The organism is Paractinoplanes brasiliensis (assembly GCF_004362215.1).
Taxonomy (GTDB): domain Bacteria; phylum Actinomycetota; class Actinomycetes; order Mycobacteriales; family Micromonosporaceae; genus Actinoplanes; species Actinoplanes brasiliensis.
This window is the reverse complement of the sequence record NZ_SNWR01000001.1, coordinates 3,246,766-3,261,299: the sequence shown is the minus strand read 5'-3', so window position 1 is coordinate 3,261,299 and position 14,534 is coordinate 3,246,766. Positions and strand designations below refer to the sequence as shown.

Genomic DNA, 14,534 nt, shown 5'->3' with positions numbered 1-14,534 from the left:
GCCGACGCCCGTCGGCACAGCACCCGGCCGACCGGAGGACCTCATGAAACGCGTGCTCACAGCGGCCCTTGCGGCCACCACCCTGCTCCTGGCCGGCGCCTGCGGCGACGCCGCCGAACCGGCGACCACGGCGCCTACCAGCGCGGGCGCGGCGGCGTACCCGGTGACCGTCGGCGACCTCACTCTCGACAGCAAGCCCGAAAAGATCGTCTCGCTGAGCTCGACCGCCACCGAGGTCCTTTTCGCGATCGGGGCCGGCCCACAGGTCACCGCGGTTGACGATCAGTCCACCTATCCGGCCGACGCGCCGCGGACCGACCTGTCCGGGTACAAGCCGAACGCCGAGGCGATCGCGGCCAAGGACCCCGACCTCGTGATCCTGGCCAACGACATCGACAAGATCGTTTCGCAGCTCGACCAGCTGAAGATCCCGGTGTTCCTGGCGCCGGCCACGGCCGACCTCGACGGCACGTACCAGCAGATCGGACAGCTGGGGACGCTGACCGGGCACAAGACCGAGGCGGACGCGCTCAACACCCGGATGGCCGCGGACATTGACAAGATCGTCAAGGACGTGCCGGCGCGCGCCACCCCGCTCAGCTACTACTACGAGCTCGACCCGACCTTCTACAGCGTCACGTCGAAGACGTTCATCGGCTCGATCTTCGCCAAGTTCGGCATGACCAACGTGGCCGACGCCGCCGACCCGGACGGTGCGAAGGGCGGCTATCCCCAGCTCTCGCAGGAGGCGCTGGTCAAGTCCGACCCCGACATGATCTTCCTGGCCGACAGCAAGTGCTGCAAGCAGACGCCGCAGACGGTGGCCGCGCGTACGGGGTGGAGCACCATCACCGCGGTCAAGAGCAACCAGATCCACGCCCTCGACGACGACATCGCCTCCCGCTGGGGCCCGCGCACGGTTGACCTGGTGCGCGCCATCGCCGACGCGGTGGCCAAGGTACCCGCATGACACCAACGCTCCGGGCCACCCGGAGCGTGACGCTCAAGCCGGCCGGCCTGCGGGCCGGCTGGCTGGCCGGCGGCGTCGTCGCGGTGCTGGTCGCGTTGATCGCGGGCCTGGCCCTCGGCTCGGTGCCGTTGCCGCCGGGCGGGGTCGCGATCGAACTGCTCAACCTGATTCCCGGGGTCGACCTGCACAGCGGCCTGACCGAGCGCGAGGCGGCCATCCTCACCGAGCTGCGGCTGCCCCGGGTTGTGCTCGGCCTGCTGGTCGGTGGCCTGCTGGCCCTGGCCGGCGCCGCCTACCAGGGCGTCTTCCGCAACCCCCTGGCCGACCCGCACCTGCTCGGGGTGGCGGCCGGCGCGGGCCTGGGAGTGACCGCGGTGATCGCGCTGCGGGCGGGCGCCCCCGGCGACGCGACGGCCAACCTGCCGGTCGGGGTGCCGGCGGCGGCGTTCGCGGGCGCCCTGCTGGCGGTCGCACTGACCTGGCTGCTCGGGGCGGCCGGTGGGCGTGACCGGTCGCCCGCCACCCTTATCCTGGCCGGCGTCGCGGTGTCGTCGTTCCTGGCGGCCGGGCAGACCTACCTCATGCAGCAGAACGTCGAGACGCTGCGCGAGGTCTATTCCTGGCTGCTCGGCCGGTTGGCCACCGCCGGCTGGCACGACGTTTTGATCGTTCTCCCGTACGCCGTGGTGACCGCGGTCATCGTGCTCGCCCAACGCCGTGAACTGGACGTGCTGACCGTGGGTGACGAGGAGGCGAGCGGTCTCGGACTGCACCCGCAGCGCAGCCGATACCTGCTGATCGTGGCCGCCTCGCTGGGCACCGCGGCCGCCGTCTCGGTGTCGGGGCTGATCGGTTTCGTCGGCATCATCGTCCCGCACACGATGCGCCTGCTGGCCGGGCCCAGCTACCGCTCGATCCTGCCGCTCTCGGTGCTGTTCGGGGGCGCCTTCCTGGCCCTGGCCGACCTGCTCGCCCGTACGGCGGGTGGCCAGGCCGAGATCCCGATCGGCGTGGTCACGGCGTTCTTCGGCGCGCCGTTCTTCATCGTGGTGCTGCGCCGCAGCCGGGCGAGCACCTCATGATCAGAGCGCGTGACCTTCGCGTACGGCTCGACGGGACCTTGATCGTCGACGGCGTGGACCTGGACGTGGCCCGCGGCGAGTGGGTGATGGTGATCGGGCCCAACGGCGCCGGCAAATCCACGGCGTTGCGCGCGATCGGCGGGCTGCTGCCGTACACCGGCGTCGTCGAGCTCAACGGCCGGCCGGTCGACTCGCTGCAGCGGCGGGAACGCGCCAAGACGATCGCCATGGTCAACCAGACCCCCACTGTCCCGCCGGGCATGCGGGTTCTCGACTACGCGCTGCTCGGCCGTACGCCCTACATCGCCCCGCTCGGCCGGGAGTCCGCCGCCGACGTGGCCGCCGTTGAGGAGGTGCTGGAGTCGCTGGACGTCGCGCAGTTCGCCGGGCGGAGGCTCGAAACGCTCTCGGGAGGCGAACGGCAGCGGGTGTTCCTGGCCCGCGCGCTCGCCCAGGGCGCCGGTATCCTGCTGCTCGACGAGCCGACCAGCGCGCTCGACATCGGCCATCAGCAGGAGGTCCTCGAACTGATCGACCGGCTGCGCGCCGAGCGGGGTCTGACGGTGCTGGCCACCATGCATGACTTGTCCGTTGCCGGGGAGTACGCCGATCGCCTGGTGCTGCTGTCGTCGGGGGCGGTGGCCGCCGCCGGGACGGCCCGGGAGGTGCTGACCGAGGAGAACCTGGCCAAGCACTACCGGGTGCGGGTGCGGGTGATCGAGGGCGAGCACGGTCCGCTGGTCGTTCCCGTACGCGGGTAAGTGCCCGGCCGGCCGATCAGCGGCTGCCCGCCAGCACGGCGAACCACCCGCCCTGCGGGTCGGCCAGCACCGCGTACCGGCCGATCGGAAGGGTTGTCGGCGGGCGCACGACGGAACCGCCCAGCGCCACCGCCCGGTCCGTCGCGGCGTCGCAGTCGGGCATCGCGAAGTAAACCGTCCAATGCGGACCCACGTCGTCGTGCCACTCCTCGGGAAGCATCGGCTGCATGCCGCAGACCGGGGTCTCGTGCACCTTGGCCACCACGTACGGCAGGCCGGACATCGAGCTGTTGCGGAACTGCCAGCCGAACACCGCTTGGTAGAAGGCCATCGATGCGTCCAGGTCGCGGGTGTTCAGCTCGTTCCAGGTCAGCGCCCCGGGCACGTCGAACAGCTCGGCGCCCCGCATGGTGCCCGGCTGCCACACGCTGAACGGCGCGCCGCCCGGGTCGAGAAAGGCGGCCATCCGGCCCTGATCCTGCACGTCGAACGGGGGCACCAGCACCTTGCCCCCGTTCGCGGCGACCCGGGACGCGACCCCGTCGGCGTCGTCGGTGCCGATGTACGTGCTCCAGGCCGTCGGCTGGCCGACTCCGTAGAGCGGGCCGGCCCCGGCCACCGGACGGCCGTTGAGCAGGAAGGTCGTGTAGTCGCCGGCGACGTCGGAGGTCCATCCGAACAGGGCGGTGTAGAACCTCTCCGCGTCGACCGGATCGGCGGTGCCGAGATCGACCCACGCAGGGGATCCCGGAGTCGAAGGGGTCATGGCGGGAATCGTCGCACCGTGCGCCTTTGGGCAGGCTTAAGTGTCGTGGTTCTAGCTGAACCGCCGGCCCTCGTCGCGCCGATAAGCCCACACAGCCGCCCAACCCAGGACAATCGTCCAGCCGGCCAGCGCCGTGATCGAGCTCACGTCGTACGGGAAATCACCGACCGCCGCCCACATGAGCCGGACCGCGCCGCCGGTCGGCAGGTAAGGCGCGAGGTTTTCGACGAAGCCGGGGGCCATGCCGGGGCCGGTCATCAGGCCGCCCAGGAACGCCAGCGGGAAGAACAACAGTTGCGCGACGACGATCGCGGCCTTCTGCGGCATCGAGTAGCCGATCGCGAGTCCCATGAGGATGAACGGGACGGCGATGGCGACGACCGTGCCCGCCGTGACCAGGAACGCGGGCGCCGTCAGGGTGGCCTCGGTCAGGAATGCCGCGATCAGGACGACCGGGATCAACGAGACGAACATCAGGGCGAGACCGGCAAGGATGCGACCGGCGAAGCGCGGCGCGGCCCCGGCGGGCAGGGTGCGCACGTACGGGTCCCAGGGCTGGGCCCGATCCTCGGCGACCCCCACCCCGTACTGGAAGAGGTTCGTCGACATCACCGAGAACGTGATCATCGAGGCGGTCGCGGCGGTGGCGTACTCGGGGTTGCCGCCGACGAACGGCACCACGAAGGCGAGCATCGCCGCGGCCGGGAAGAACGCGCTGCCGAACAGGGCGATCGGGATCCGGGCGGTTTCGAGCAGCTGGAAACGGGCGTGGGTGAGCGCGAGCGACGTCATGGGGCTCCTCAGGCTGCGGCGGGCACGCTGTCCCGGGTGATGGTCAGGAACGCCTCCTCGAGCGAAGTCGGGCGCACCTCCAGATCGGTGAAGGGCACCTCGTACGCGACCAGGTCGCGCACCAGGCGGTCGGCGTCGGCGGTCAGCAGGTGCAGCCGGTCGCCGTCACGCTCGACGCTCGCAACGCCGGCCAGGTCGGGCAGCACGCCGCTCGGGTGCTCGGGCAGCGCGTCGCTGAGTCGCCCGGGGAGCGCGTTGCTCAAGCTCTCGGGGAGCGCGTTGCTCAAGCTGAGGCTGACCCGGCGGACGGCGACCAGGCCGCGCACGGCGTCGACAGTGTCGTCGGCGAGCACCCGGCCACCCCCGATCACCACCACCCGCCGGGCCAGGGCCTCGATCTCCTCCAGGTAGTGGCTGGTCAGCACGACCGTGCCGCCGTCGGCCTGGAAGGAGCGGATGCCGTCCCACAGGAAGCGACGGGCTTGGACGTCGAGACCGGTGGTCGGCTCGTCGAGGAACACGATGCGGGGCCGGCCGGCGAACGCCAGCGCGACCGCGACACGGCGTTTCTCACCGCCGGACAGCCCGCCGGTCTGCCGCCGTACGAGCTCCGAAAGCCCGAACCGGTCGAGCAGCTCAGCCTTGGGCAACGGGCGCTCGTAGTGGGCCGAGACGAAGTCGACGACTTCGCCCACCCGCAGCGACGAGGGCAGCCCGGTCTCTTGTGGAGTGACGCCGAGATGCCGGCGGTTGTGCGGGAGCCGGGGGTCGCCGCCGAACAACTCGACAGTGCCCGAGGTGGGCCGCCGGATGCCGGTCAGCAGGTTGACCAGGGTGCTCTTGCCGGCGCCGTTGGGACCGAGCAGGCCGACCAGCTCGCCCGGCTCGACCGAGAAGGAAACGCCGTCGAGGGCGAGCTTGTCGCCGTAGCGGCGGGTGACGTCGACGGCACGGGCCAGGGTCACAACTGACTCCTCACGGGTTGAGCAGCGCGCGCAGCGCCGCGGTGTAGTCGTCGAACGCGAGCCGGCCACGGCGGGTGAGCCGGACCAGGGTGGCCGGGGTGCGGCCCTGATGCGTCTTGGTGACCTCGACGTATCCCGCGTCCTCGAGTTTGCGCAGGTGGACCGAGAGGTTGCCGGCCGTCATCCGCAGCGATTCCTGCAGCTGGGGGAAGGTGATGCGGTCGTCCTCGCGCAGGACCGAGAGCGCGGAGACGACGCGCAGCCGGGCCTGGGCGTGGATCACGGGGTCGAGCTCGGTGACCAGGCGTTCGTTGTTGTCGCTCATCGCAGCCGCAGCCACCCGATCAAGCCGGCCGCGATCATGCCGCCGCCCCCGGCCACCGCCACGATCAGCGAGTGCCAGCCGGGGCCGGCCAGGATGCCGATGATGTTGATCGCGCTGGTCCAGGCGCCGAGCGTGAACAACGCGCGGTCGTCCCAGATCGCGCCGCCGGCCATGTGCAGCGCGCCGGTCAGCGCGACCATGCCGCCGGCCCACAGCAGGCCCGCCTTGTCCTCCGGCAGCACGTTGCCGAACTGGGCGAACAGGATCGAGAAGGCGGTGAAGGCGACCGACCAGCTGACCCCGTACATGATGCCCTGGCGGCTGCTGGGGCCGGAGATGCGACGGCTGACCCGGCTGCCGGCGACGCCGGTGACGATGCCCGCCGTGATCATCAGCAGCGCGAGGACTGAGAGCGGGATCCACTCGGGCAGGTCGACGAAGACCCGGCCGTCGGGGCCGAAGCGCAGGAAGAACAGGGCAAAGCCGACGAGCCATGCCAGGCCCCACGGCCAGAACATCATGCGGGGGTCGGGCGCCAGGTCGCGGCCCAGGTTGTGACGCTCGCGCTCGATCAGGGCCAGGGACTCGGCCGGGTCGAGCGGGGGAGCGTCGTCGTCGATCGGGGTCATGTAAAGAACTTTACAACACAAAGTCAAAGAAGTTTGTGCCATAAAGTTAGCCGGCTGCGGGTTGGTCCGGGGTTCTCGGTTGCGGCTCGCGCTGGTTCAGGCTTCCGCTGCCAGGGGGCCCGGCAGGGGCTTCGCGTGGACGACCGACAGGCGCGACACCGCGCGGGTCAGCACGACGTACAGCCGGTTCAGGCCGCGCGGCTCGGCGGCGACGATGTCGGCCGGCTCGTGCACCACCACGTGGTCGTACTCCAGGCCCTTGACCATGGTGGCCGGCACCACGGTCACCCGCGCCTCGGAGTCGACGTCGTCGGCCGTGGCGTGCTCGACGCCCGCCGCCGTCAGGTGCGCGCGCAGCCGCTCGACCGCCGCGTCGGCCGCGATCACCGCCACCGAGCCCTCGTGGGCCAGCGCCGCCGTCACCTCCACGAGGGTCTCGCCGTCCAGGTCGGACGGTCCGGCCACCGGCACGATCGCCAGGTCGCCGTCGCGGCGCAGCGACACCGCCTCGGGCACGTCGACGCCGAGCGCCGGCAGCAGGCGGTTGGCCAGCTCGACCACCGAGGCCGGCACCCGGAACCCGACCGTCAGCGGCACCACCGAAGCCTCCGGTTTGCCCAGGTGGCCCAGCGTTTCCGACCATTGGGCCGCGGCCCACGGCGCGGTGCCCTGGGCCAGGTCGCCCAGCACCGTGATCGACCCGTGTTCGCTGCGCCGGGCAATCGCGCGAGCCTGCATCGGGGACAGGTCCTGCGCCTCGTCGACCACCACGTGCCCGAAACTCGTCTCCCGTTCCAGCAGGCCGGCCGCCTCGTCGATCAGCAGCAGGTCGGCCGCGCTGAACTTGGCCGACTTCACGGTCTTGGGCGGCTTGGCCCAGCGGATCGCGGCACGTTCCTCGTCGGTCAGCACACCCTCGGGTGGGTCCGTGAGCACCTCGGCCACCAGCTGCTCGGGCGTCACCGCGGGCCAGGCGGAGTCCAGGAAGCCCGTCACCGGGGCGACCTTGCTCATCTTGCGCAGCCACCCCTCGCTGGGCGAGTTCCCGGTGCGATATTCGGACTGCCGCTGCAGAAGACCCACAACCCTTGCCCGTACGCGGTCACGACCCACCCCGTACGGAAGGCCCTCGCGCCGCGCCTCGTCGACGATGCGCCGCAGCGGTTCGGCGTCGATCCGCCACCGGTACGAGCCGTCCGACACCATGATCGGGTCACTGGGTTCGGTGAGCTTGCGCCACAGGGCCTTGCGCAGCACCTCGGCCATCCGTACGTCGTTCTTCACCAGGGCCGCGGCAGGAGTGTCGACCGCGCGTACGGGCACCCGGCCGACCAGCTCCTCGACCGTGGCCTGCTGCACCTCCACCTCGCCGAGGGCGGGCAGCACGGCCGAGATGTACGACAGGAAGGCCGTGTTCGGGCCGACGATCAGCACGCCCGAGCGCCGCAGCCGCTCCCGGTGCAGATAGAGCAGGAAGGCTGCCCGGTGCAGGCCGACGGCGGTCTTGCCCGTGCCGGGGGCGCCCTGCACGCAGATCGAGTCGGCCAGCTCGGCCCGTACGAGCTCGTCCTGCTCGGGCTGGATGGTGGCCACGATGTCGCGCATCGGCCCGACGCGCGGCCGCTCGATCTCGGCGGTCAGGATGCGGCTGCTGGTGCCCAGCTCCTCGCCGCGGTCCAGGTGCTCGTCCTCGAAGCTGGTCAGCTCGCCCTTGACGAAACCGAACCGGCGCCTGGTCGCGACCCCCTGCGGGTCACGCACGCTGGCCCGATAGAACGAGCGGGACAGCGGCGCCCGCCAGTCGAGCACCATCGGCTCGCCGGCGTCGTCGGTGACGTGCCGGCGGCCCACGTGGTATGCGGCTTCCTCGATGTCGAGGCGGCCGAAGAAGAGCGGGGTGCTCGGGTCGTCGGCCAGCTCCTTGACCCGGCGGGCCATGTGCCGGCCGAGCTGCTCGGCGGTGTACGCGTCACCGGCGACCTTGTCGCCGGTCGAGAACAGGGCCTCGGCCCGTCCTCGCATGCGGGCGAGCGCGGCGCGCGACTCGGCCAGGTGGTGTCGTTCGGCGGTGAGTTCGGTGTCCAGGTCGAATGCGGGCACGGTGCATCCTCGGGCCGGTGTTACCTCGTCTGCTCGCGTGTCCGACGGACTTCGTGTCGCCCGTCGGCGCGGGAACGACGTCCGCTGCGGTGCATGCTCACCACGGCCGTCAAGCGGCCGTCCACGTTACGCCACCCCCGCCGCCACCTCCACCGAATTAAGTGGCATGGCACTGAGCATCCCAGAGCGGTACCGTTTTGGTATGTCAATTCAGATTGCCGTACGCCTGCCGGACGACCTCGTCGACTTTCTGGATGGCGAGGTGAACGCCGGGTCCGCCGCCAGCCGCGCCGCTGTCGTCGTACGTGCGCTCGAACGCGAGCGTCGGCGTGCGGTGGCCGAGCGCGACGCGGCCATCTATGCCACCGCAAATGGCCACGACGACCTCGACGACCTCGCCGCCTGGGCCGGTGGTCAGTCGCTGGACCTCGACTGATGCGGCCCATTCACCTGGCCACGCTCGACAAGACCCGTCCCGTGCTGATCCTTACTCGCGAGCAGGTCCGCCCCTATCTGAAGTCAATCACCGTCGCGCCGATCACCAGCACCGTGCGAGGCCTGTCGACTGAGGTGCCGGTCGGTCGGGCCAATGGCCTCGACCACGATTCCGTCGTGTCGTGCGACAACATCACGACCATCCCGCGCTCTTCCATCGGTCGTCGGGTGGGTTACCTCTTGCCCGCGCAGGAGTCCGACCTCGCCGCGGCGATCATGACGGCCTACGACTTGGATGGCTGAGGATGCCAGGGACCCAGCGCCCGCGAGAGTCGGGCGAGACATCGGGTGGTGGGGTTCGGATCACGGATCCGCGGGTTATGCGGGCCCTGGCTCATCCGGCTCGGATTGCGATCGTCGAATATCTCAACAGCACCGGGGCTGTGGTGACGGCGACCGAGTGTGCCGAGCTGGTCGGGCTGTCGCCCAGCGCGACCAGTTACCACCTGCGTGAGTTGGCGCGTTACGGGCTGGTTGAGCACGCGCCCAGCCGAGGGGACGGACGCGAGCGGGTCTGGCAGGGCACCGGCACGGGGTTGCGCATCGACGCAGACCAGGGCGACCCGGAGACGGTGTCGGCGCGCTCTGCTCTGGTCGACGTGCTTCTCGAGCGTGATGTGCAGCGCGCCCGGCAATACCTGGCGCGGGCGGCGGGGGAGCCGGAGGAGTGGCGCGAGACGGCCACCCTCAGCAGCCGTCAGGTGCTGCTCACGGCCGATGAGCTGCGCGAACTCAACGAGAAGGTGAGCGCGCTGGTTGAGCCGTACCGGGTGCGGCGGCGTCAGGGCGACCCGCCGGCGGGGGCGCGGCGGGTCCAGATCAACTACACGGCCTACCCGGACGACGTGCCAGAAAGCTGACCGGCCCTGGCGCGGAAGAGATGTGAATGCTGGTCGCGCCCGCGCTGGCCGGCGTTCTGGTGGGCCGTTCGGGGGCCCAGTTGCCGCTGCTGCTCGACGCGGCGAGTTACCTGGCGCTTGTGGTTGCGGGGCTCTCCCTGCGTACGCGCAGAAAGGGGTTGAAAGAGCGCAAAGCGCAACTCGTTCCCTGGCGGCTGCGTGACGACCGGACCCTCGCGATCCTGGTCGGTGTGCTGGCCGCCGGCATCGCGGGGGTCAGCATGGTGCAGGTCGTCGAGGTGTTCTTCATCCGGGACACGCTCGCCGCCTCGACGACCCTGCTGATCCCGCTGTGGGTTGCCGGGGGCGTGTGCAACGGCGGCATCAACGTCTTCACCATGGTGATGGTCGCGGGCCGCACCCCGCCGGCGGCCCGGGACGGGCTTTCGCCTCGCTGAACGCGGCGGTGCAGGGCGCGGGCATGATCGGGCTGCTCGTCGCGGGGCCGCTGGTCGAGGCCGCCGAACCCCGGGTGCTGATGGCGGTGTCCGGGGCGTTCGGCCTGATCATGTCACTGGCCGGGCTGCCGTTGGTGCGACGTGAACCACCTTCGCCCGCGCGCACGGGCGAAGCCTCGCCGGCGCGGGATAGCGTCGAGGCATGAGCGACAGCGCCGGTCGGCCCCGGGTCGGGCACATCCAGTTCCTCAACTGCCTCCCGATCTACTGGGGCCTGATGCGCTCCGGCGCGCTGCTCGACGTCGACCTGCGCAAGGACACGCCTGAGCTGCTCAGCGCCCAGCTCGTCGCGGGTGATCTCGACATCGGCCCGATCACGCTGGTCGAATACCTGCGGCATGCCGACGATCTGCTCCTGCTGCCCAACCTGGCGGTCGGCAGCGACGGGCCGGTGCTCAGCGTCAACCTGATCTCGACCCGCCCACCGGCCGAGCTCGACGGGCGGCCGGTGGCGCTCGGCTCCACGTCGCGTACGGGGGTGATGCTCGCCCAGATGCTGCTGTCGGAGAAGTACGGCGCCGAGCCGGAGTACTTCCGTTGCCCGCCCGAGCTCACCCAGATGCTGATCGAGGCGGACGCCGGGGTGCTGATCGGCGACCCCGCCCTGCGCGCCATGTACGAGGCGCCCCGCTCCGGCCTGCAGGTCATCGACCTGGGCGAGGCCTGGCGCGAATGGACGGGCCTGCCGATGGTCTTCGCCGTCTGGGCCGTCCGCAAGGACTTCGCGGCCGCCCACCCCGGCGTGGTCAAGGACGTGCACGAGGCGTTCCAGCGCTCCCGCGACCTGTGCCTGGGCGAGCTCGACGAGGTCGCGGCCGCGGCCGCCCGCTGGGAGCCGTTCGACGCCGAAACCCTCGCCACGTACTTCCGCGCGCTCGACTTCTCGCTCGGTGAGCGCCAGATCGCCGGCGTGCGCGAGTTCGCCCGGCGTGCGGCGGCTCGGGGTGAGGTGCCCGTCTTGCCCGCCGAAGGACCGCATTTCGCCGAAGTTTGATCTCCAAAGGCGCAGGTCCTACGCTCCCGGAACCTCTCGAAGAGGTTCACAGGACACGGGGACTTCGATGCGTCGACTCGCACTTCCGGCTGCGCTGGCAGCTCTCGCTCTGGGCGGACTTGCCGCGCCGGCCCAGGCCGCGCCAGAACCGGCCGAGCCGATGGTCGGGGTGATCCTGCCCGAGCAGGTGGCCGTGATCGCCGGCCAGACCAAGACCGTACGGGCCGAGGTGTTCAACGCGGGCACGGCGGCGGCCAAGAACGTGGTCGTGAACTTCACCGGCGTCGACACGTCACTCGCCCTCACGCTGCCGGCGGGCTGTGACGCCACGTCCTGCAAGGTCGGCGACCTCGCACCCCGCGCGACCAAGGTTCTGACCCTCAAGCTCGCCGTGACCGGAAACAAGCTTGCCTCCACCTTCCAGGTCTCGACCGGCGCCTTCGAGACCGAGGTGGCCGTCGTGCGTTCCACGGGCGGCGTCGACCTCGAGATCGAGCCGATCGGCGACCTGAAGCCGGCCCGCGGCCAGGCGGCCCAACTGCCGGTCGTCGTGCACAACGCGGGCACCGAGGCGGTCGACTCGGTCGGCCTCGTCGTGCTCGGCGAGGAGGGCCTGACCGCGCTGGGCAACTACCGCAACTGCCTCGGCCTCGACGAGCTCTCCGATGAAGACGTGCTGGGCAACGGCATCATCTGCAAGTTCGACGAGACGTTCGAACCGGGAGCCACCTTCGAGGTGCCGGCGACGACGCCGCTGTCGATCAAGCTCGACAAGGACGCGGGCGGCCCCTACACGTACGCCGGGGCCGTGCTGGCCATCGGCGTCAACGACAGCGACGCGGCGCTGCTCGCGAAGAAGAAATCCGGCAAGATGCTCACCCTCGACTCGCTGCGCAAGAAGTCGGGCATCACCGACGGCGACGCTCCCGAGGACCTCAACTCCGAGGACAACGAGGCCTACTTCGGCGTCTCGGTCGGCAAGTCGGTCGCCGACACCGCCGCGCTGGGCTCGACCGCCGACGGCCACGAGGGTGACCGCCTGACCATGAAGGTCGGCATGCAGAACAAGGGCCCGACCACCCTCATCCCCGGCAACGACGACTTCACCTGGTTCCCGAGCGTCCGGGTCACCGTGCCCGCCACCCTGAAGCTGACCGAGGTCGACTTCGAATGCGTGCCGGGCGCCGACGCGGTCGAATGGGACTTCCTGACCGCCGGAACCGTCGACGGCCGGGTTTACACCTGCTTCCCCGAGTACGGCGCGGCGGTCGGCGAGACCACCACGTTCGCCTTCACCGGCACGGTCACCGGCAGCAGCGAGGGCACGGTCGTCGTCGACGGCGGCGTGCAGGACAGCAACAGCGCGAACAACGAGGCGGCGATCGTCCTGACCGCGTCCTCGGGCGGATCGGGCGGCGGCCTCCCCGTCACCGGCGCGCCCACCGGGTGGCTTGCGCTGGGCGGCGCGCTCCTGCTCCTCGCGGGCGCGGCGGCAGCCTTCGCCTTCCGTCGGCGGCGCGTGGTGACGACGCTCTAGGCAGGACTTTTGCCGGTTTGCTCGTGGTTGCTAGCCTCCGACGGGTCATGAAGAGTCCCGAGTTCGACGGCCACGAGCGGGCCCGGTGGTCCGGCCGGGCCGTCGCCTATGACCGCAGCTTCGCTCGCCTCTGCGCGCATCCGGCCGAGGCCCTGCTGGATGCCGCCGGGGTCGACAAGGGACACCGCCTGCTCGATGTCGGCACCGGTACGGGCACGGTGGCCGCGCTCGCCTGGGCGCGTGGCGTCTCGGTCACGGCCGTCGACGCCGAGCCGTCGATGTTGGACCTGGCCGCGACGCGGTTGCCGCACGGGGCCACGGTGCTGGCGACCCTGCCGGTGCTGCCCTTCCCGGCCCGTTCGTTCGACGCGGCAGTGGGCAACTTCGTGATCAACCACGTCGGCAACCCGGCGGCCGGGGTCTCCGAGATGGCGCGGGTGACCCGGCCCGGCGGGCGGGTGGCGGTCACCGTCTGGCCCTCGCCGGCGCCGACGGCTCAACGGCTGTGGGGCGATGTGTTCGACGCGGCCGGCGCGGAACGGCCCGCGGCGCTGCCCCGGCTCGAGGCGGCCAACGACTTCCCCCGTACGGGATCGGGCCTGTCGGCGCTGCTCGAAGGGGCCGGCCTGACCGGGGTCACGTGCGAAGTGGTGTCGTGGACGCTGCGCATCGACCCGGACGACTGGTGGGCCGGGCCGGCCGCCGGGCTGAGCACCGCGGGACTGATCCTCGAACACCAGCCGCCGTCGGTCGTCCCCGAGGTGCGAGCCGCATTCGACGAGGTCACGGCGCCTTATCGGACGGACGACGGAAGGCTTGCCCTGCCCGCTTCGGCGTTGCTGGCGTCGGGATCACGGCACTGACAGGGCGAGCTCGGCGGCGCGCAGGAGCGCGGCGTCACGGCTCGGGGGGAGGCCGAACTGGCGGCGGTACTCCCGGCTGAACTGCGACGGGCTGTCGTAGCCGACCCGGTGGCCGACCCCGGTGACGTCGTTGGGCCGGGTGGCCAGCATCAGCCGGGCCTCCTGCAGCCGGATCTGTTTCTGGAACTGGATCGGGCTCATCGCGGTGACCGCCTGGAAGTTGCGGTAGAAAGCGGACACGCTCATGCCGGCCAGCCGCGCCACCTCCTCGACCCGGAACGCCTCGCGATAGTGGCTGCGGATCCACTGCACAGCGCGGGCCACGTGCGCGAGGCTGCTGTCGGCCAGGCCCAGATGCCGTACGGTGGCGCCCTGCTCGCCGGTGATCAGCCGCCACAGGATCTCGCGCCGGATCAGCGGGGCCATCACGGGGATGTCACGTGGCGTCTCCAGCAGGCGCAGCATGCGGACGGCGGCGTCGATCAGCTCGGGCGGGGCGTCACTGACAGCGATGGCCGAGGGCGCGCCGACCACCGGGGGCAGCGAGCCCGCGGGCGCCCGGAGTAACAGCTCGGCGATCTCGGCCGGGTCGAGCAGCAGCCCGAACCCCAGCGCCGGCGCCTCGGTGTAATAGCCGCTCACCGGCACGTCGACCGAGGCCACCAGGTATTGCCCGGCGCGATACTCGAAGACGCGTTCGCCGAGCGCCAGCGTCTTGGCTCCCTGCCCGACGAGCGCCAGCACGGTTCCCGACATCGAGGCGTGGTTCTCGTACGCCCGGGTCGCCTTCCCGATCATCACGCCGTCGATCGCCGTCGTCCCGTCGCTACGGGCATGACGGTCCAGCAGTTCGCGCAGTTCCTCCAGGGGCACCACCTCATTCAAGCCGTATCGAGAG

General features: G+C 71.0%; 18 protein-coding genes. 11 read left to right on the top strand and 7 right to left on the bottom strand.

What is annotated here, in order from left to right; genetic code table 11:
* Window positions 1-43: 43 nt before the first annotated feature.
* The 3 genes from C8E87_RS14555 to C8E87_RS14545 are packed head-to-tail and all read left to right on the top strand — an operon-like array spanning window position 44 to window position 2,813.
* Window positions 44-970 (top strand): ABC transporter substrate-binding protein, encoded by a 927-nt coding sequence (locus tag C8E87_RS14555; RefSeq protein WP_133873601.1) that lies wholly within the window; start codon window positions 44-46, stop codon window positions 968-970.
* Entirely contained in the window at window positions 967-2,052 is a 1,086-nt protein-coding gene (locus C8E87_RS14550) for a FecCD family ABC transporter permease (protein WP_133873600.1), read from the top strand. The genes C8E87_RS14555 and C8E87_RS14550 overlap by 4 nt, the downstream gene beginning before the upstream one ends.
* Window positions 2,049-2,813 carry an ABC transporter ATP-binding protein gene (locus C8E87_RS14545; protein ID WP_133873599.1) on the top strand — a complete coding sequence of 255 codons (765 nt, stop codon included), beginning with the start codon at window positions 2,049-2,051 and terminating at the stop codon, window positions 2,811-2,813. The genes C8E87_RS14550 and C8E87_RS14545 overlap by 4 nt, the downstream gene beginning before the upstream one ends.
* A gap of 16 nt (window positions 2,814-2,829) precedes the next feature.
* Here the strand turns inward: C8E87_RS14545 and C8E87_RS14540 are convergent, their stop codons facing one another.
* From C8E87_RS14540 to C8E87_RS14515, 6 genes are all read right to left on the bottom strand, one after another.
* The gene (locus tag C8E87_RS14540; RefSeq protein ID WP_133873598.1) at window positions 2,830-3,579 is read right to left on the bottom strand and encodes a VOC family protein; all 750 of its coding nucleotides are present in this window, start codon (window positions 3,577-3,579) and stop codon (window positions 2,830-2,832) included.
* A 51-nt stretch (window positions 3,580-3,630) separates the two neighbouring features.
* Window positions 3,631-4,371 carry an ABC transporter permease gene (locus C8E87_RS14535; protein ID WP_133873597.1) on the bottom strand — a complete coding sequence of 247 codons (741 nt, stop codon included), beginning with the start codon at window positions 4,369-4,371 and terminating at the stop codon, window positions 3,631-3,633.
* A gap of 8 nt (window positions 4,372-4,379) precedes the next feature.
* Window positions 4,380-5,336, bottom strand: a complete 957-nt coding sequence (locus tag C8E87_RS14530) for an ABC transporter ATP-binding protein (protein WP_133873596.1) — start codon at window positions 5,334-5,336, stop codon at window positions 4,380-4,382.
* A 10-nt stretch (window positions 5,337-5,346) separates the two neighbouring features.
* Entirely contained in the window at window positions 5,347-5,661 is a 315-nt protein-coding gene (locus C8E87_RS14525; RefSeq protein ID WP_133873595.1) for a winged helix-turn-helix domain-containing protein, read from the bottom strand.
* Window positions 5,658-6,290 (bottom strand): transporter, encoded by a 633-nt coding sequence (locus tag C8E87_RS14520; protein WP_133873594.1) that lies wholly within the window; start codon window positions 6,288-6,290, stop codon window positions 5,658-5,660. The genes C8E87_RS14525 and C8E87_RS14520 overlap by 4 nt, the downstream gene beginning before the upstream one ends.
* A gap of 96 nt (window positions 6,291-6,386) precedes the next feature.
* On the bottom strand, window positions 6,387-8,390 hold the full coding sequence (locus C8E87_RS14515; RefSeq protein ID WP_133873593.1) for a HelD family protein: 2,004 nt from the start codon (window positions 8,388-8,390) through the stop codon (window positions 6,387-6,389).
* 202 nt (window positions 8,391-8,592) lie between these two features.
* Between C8E87_RS14515 and C8E87_RS14510 the strand changes: the two genes are divergently transcribed.
* The 8 genes from C8E87_RS14510 (at window position 8,593) to C8E87_RS14475 (ending at window position 13,636) form a co-directional block, all read left to right on the top strand.
* Window positions 8,593-8,826: a YlcI/YnfO family protein gene (locus tag C8E87_RS14510; protein ID WP_133873592.1), complete on the top strand. Its 234-nt coding sequence runs from the start codon at window positions 8,593-8,595 to the stop codon at window positions 8,824-8,826.
* Complete coding sequence (locus C8E87_RS14505; RefSeq protein ID WP_133873591.1) at window positions 8,826-9,128, top strand: type II toxin-antitoxin system PemK/MazF family toxin; 303 nt, start codon at window positions 8,826-8,828, stop codon at window positions 9,126-9,128. Before C8E87_RS14510 ends, C8E87_RS14505 begins: the two co-directional genes overlap by 1 nt.
* A 77-nt stretch (window positions 9,129-9,205) precedes the next feature.
* Window positions 9,206-9,745, top strand: a complete 540-nt coding sequence (locus C8E87_RS14500; RefSeq protein WP_239080363.1) for an ArsR/SmtB family transcription factor — start codon at window positions 9,206-9,208, stop codon at window positions 9,743-9,745.
* A 26-nt stretch (window positions 9,746-9,771) separates the two neighbouring features.
* Window positions 9,772-10,182, top strand: a complete 411-nt coding sequence (locus C8E87_RS14495; RefSeq protein ID WP_133873589.1) for a hypothetical protein — start codon at window positions 9,772-9,774, stop codon at window positions 10,180-10,182.
* A gap of 23 nt (window positions 10,183-10,205) precedes the next feature.
* Entirely contained in the window at window positions 10,206-10,388 is a 183-nt protein-coding gene (locus C8E87_RS14490; RefSeq protein ID WP_133873588.1) for a hypothetical protein, read from the top strand.
* Window positions 10,385-11,236, top strand: a complete 852-nt coding sequence (locus C8E87_RS14485; RefSeq protein ID WP_133873587.1) for a menaquinone biosynthetic enzyme MqnA/MqnD family protein — start codon at window positions 10,385-10,387, stop codon at window positions 11,234-11,236. The genes C8E87_RS14490 and C8E87_RS14485 overlap by 4 nt, the downstream gene beginning before the upstream one ends.
* Window positions 11,237-11,303: 67 nt before the next feature.
* Window positions 11,304-12,773 carry an LPXTG cell wall anchor domain-containing protein gene (locus tag C8E87_RS14480; RefSeq protein WP_133873586.1) on the top strand — a complete coding sequence of 490 codons (1,470 nt, stop codon included), beginning with the start codon at window positions 11,304-11,306 and terminating at the stop codon, window positions 12,771-12,773.
* A gap of 47 nt (window positions 12,774-12,820) precedes the next feature.
* Window positions 12,821-13,636, top strand: coding sequence for a class I SAM-dependent methyltransferase (locus C8E87_RS14475; RefSeq protein WP_133873585.1), 816 nt, complete (start codon window positions 12,821-12,823; stop codon window positions 13,634-13,636).
* Here the strand turns inward: C8E87_RS14475 and C8E87_RS14470 are convergent.
* Window positions 13,625-14,509 carry an AraC family transcriptional regulator gene (locus tag C8E87_RS14470; RefSeq protein WP_133873584.1) on the bottom strand — a complete coding sequence of 295 codons (885 nt, stop codon included), beginning with the start codon at window positions 14,507-14,509 and terminating at the stop codon, window positions 13,625-13,627. The two genes, C8E87_RS14475 and C8E87_RS14470, sit on opposite strands and share 12 nt — an antisense overlap.
* Between the last annotated feature and the right edge of the window lie 25 nt (window positions 14,510-14,534).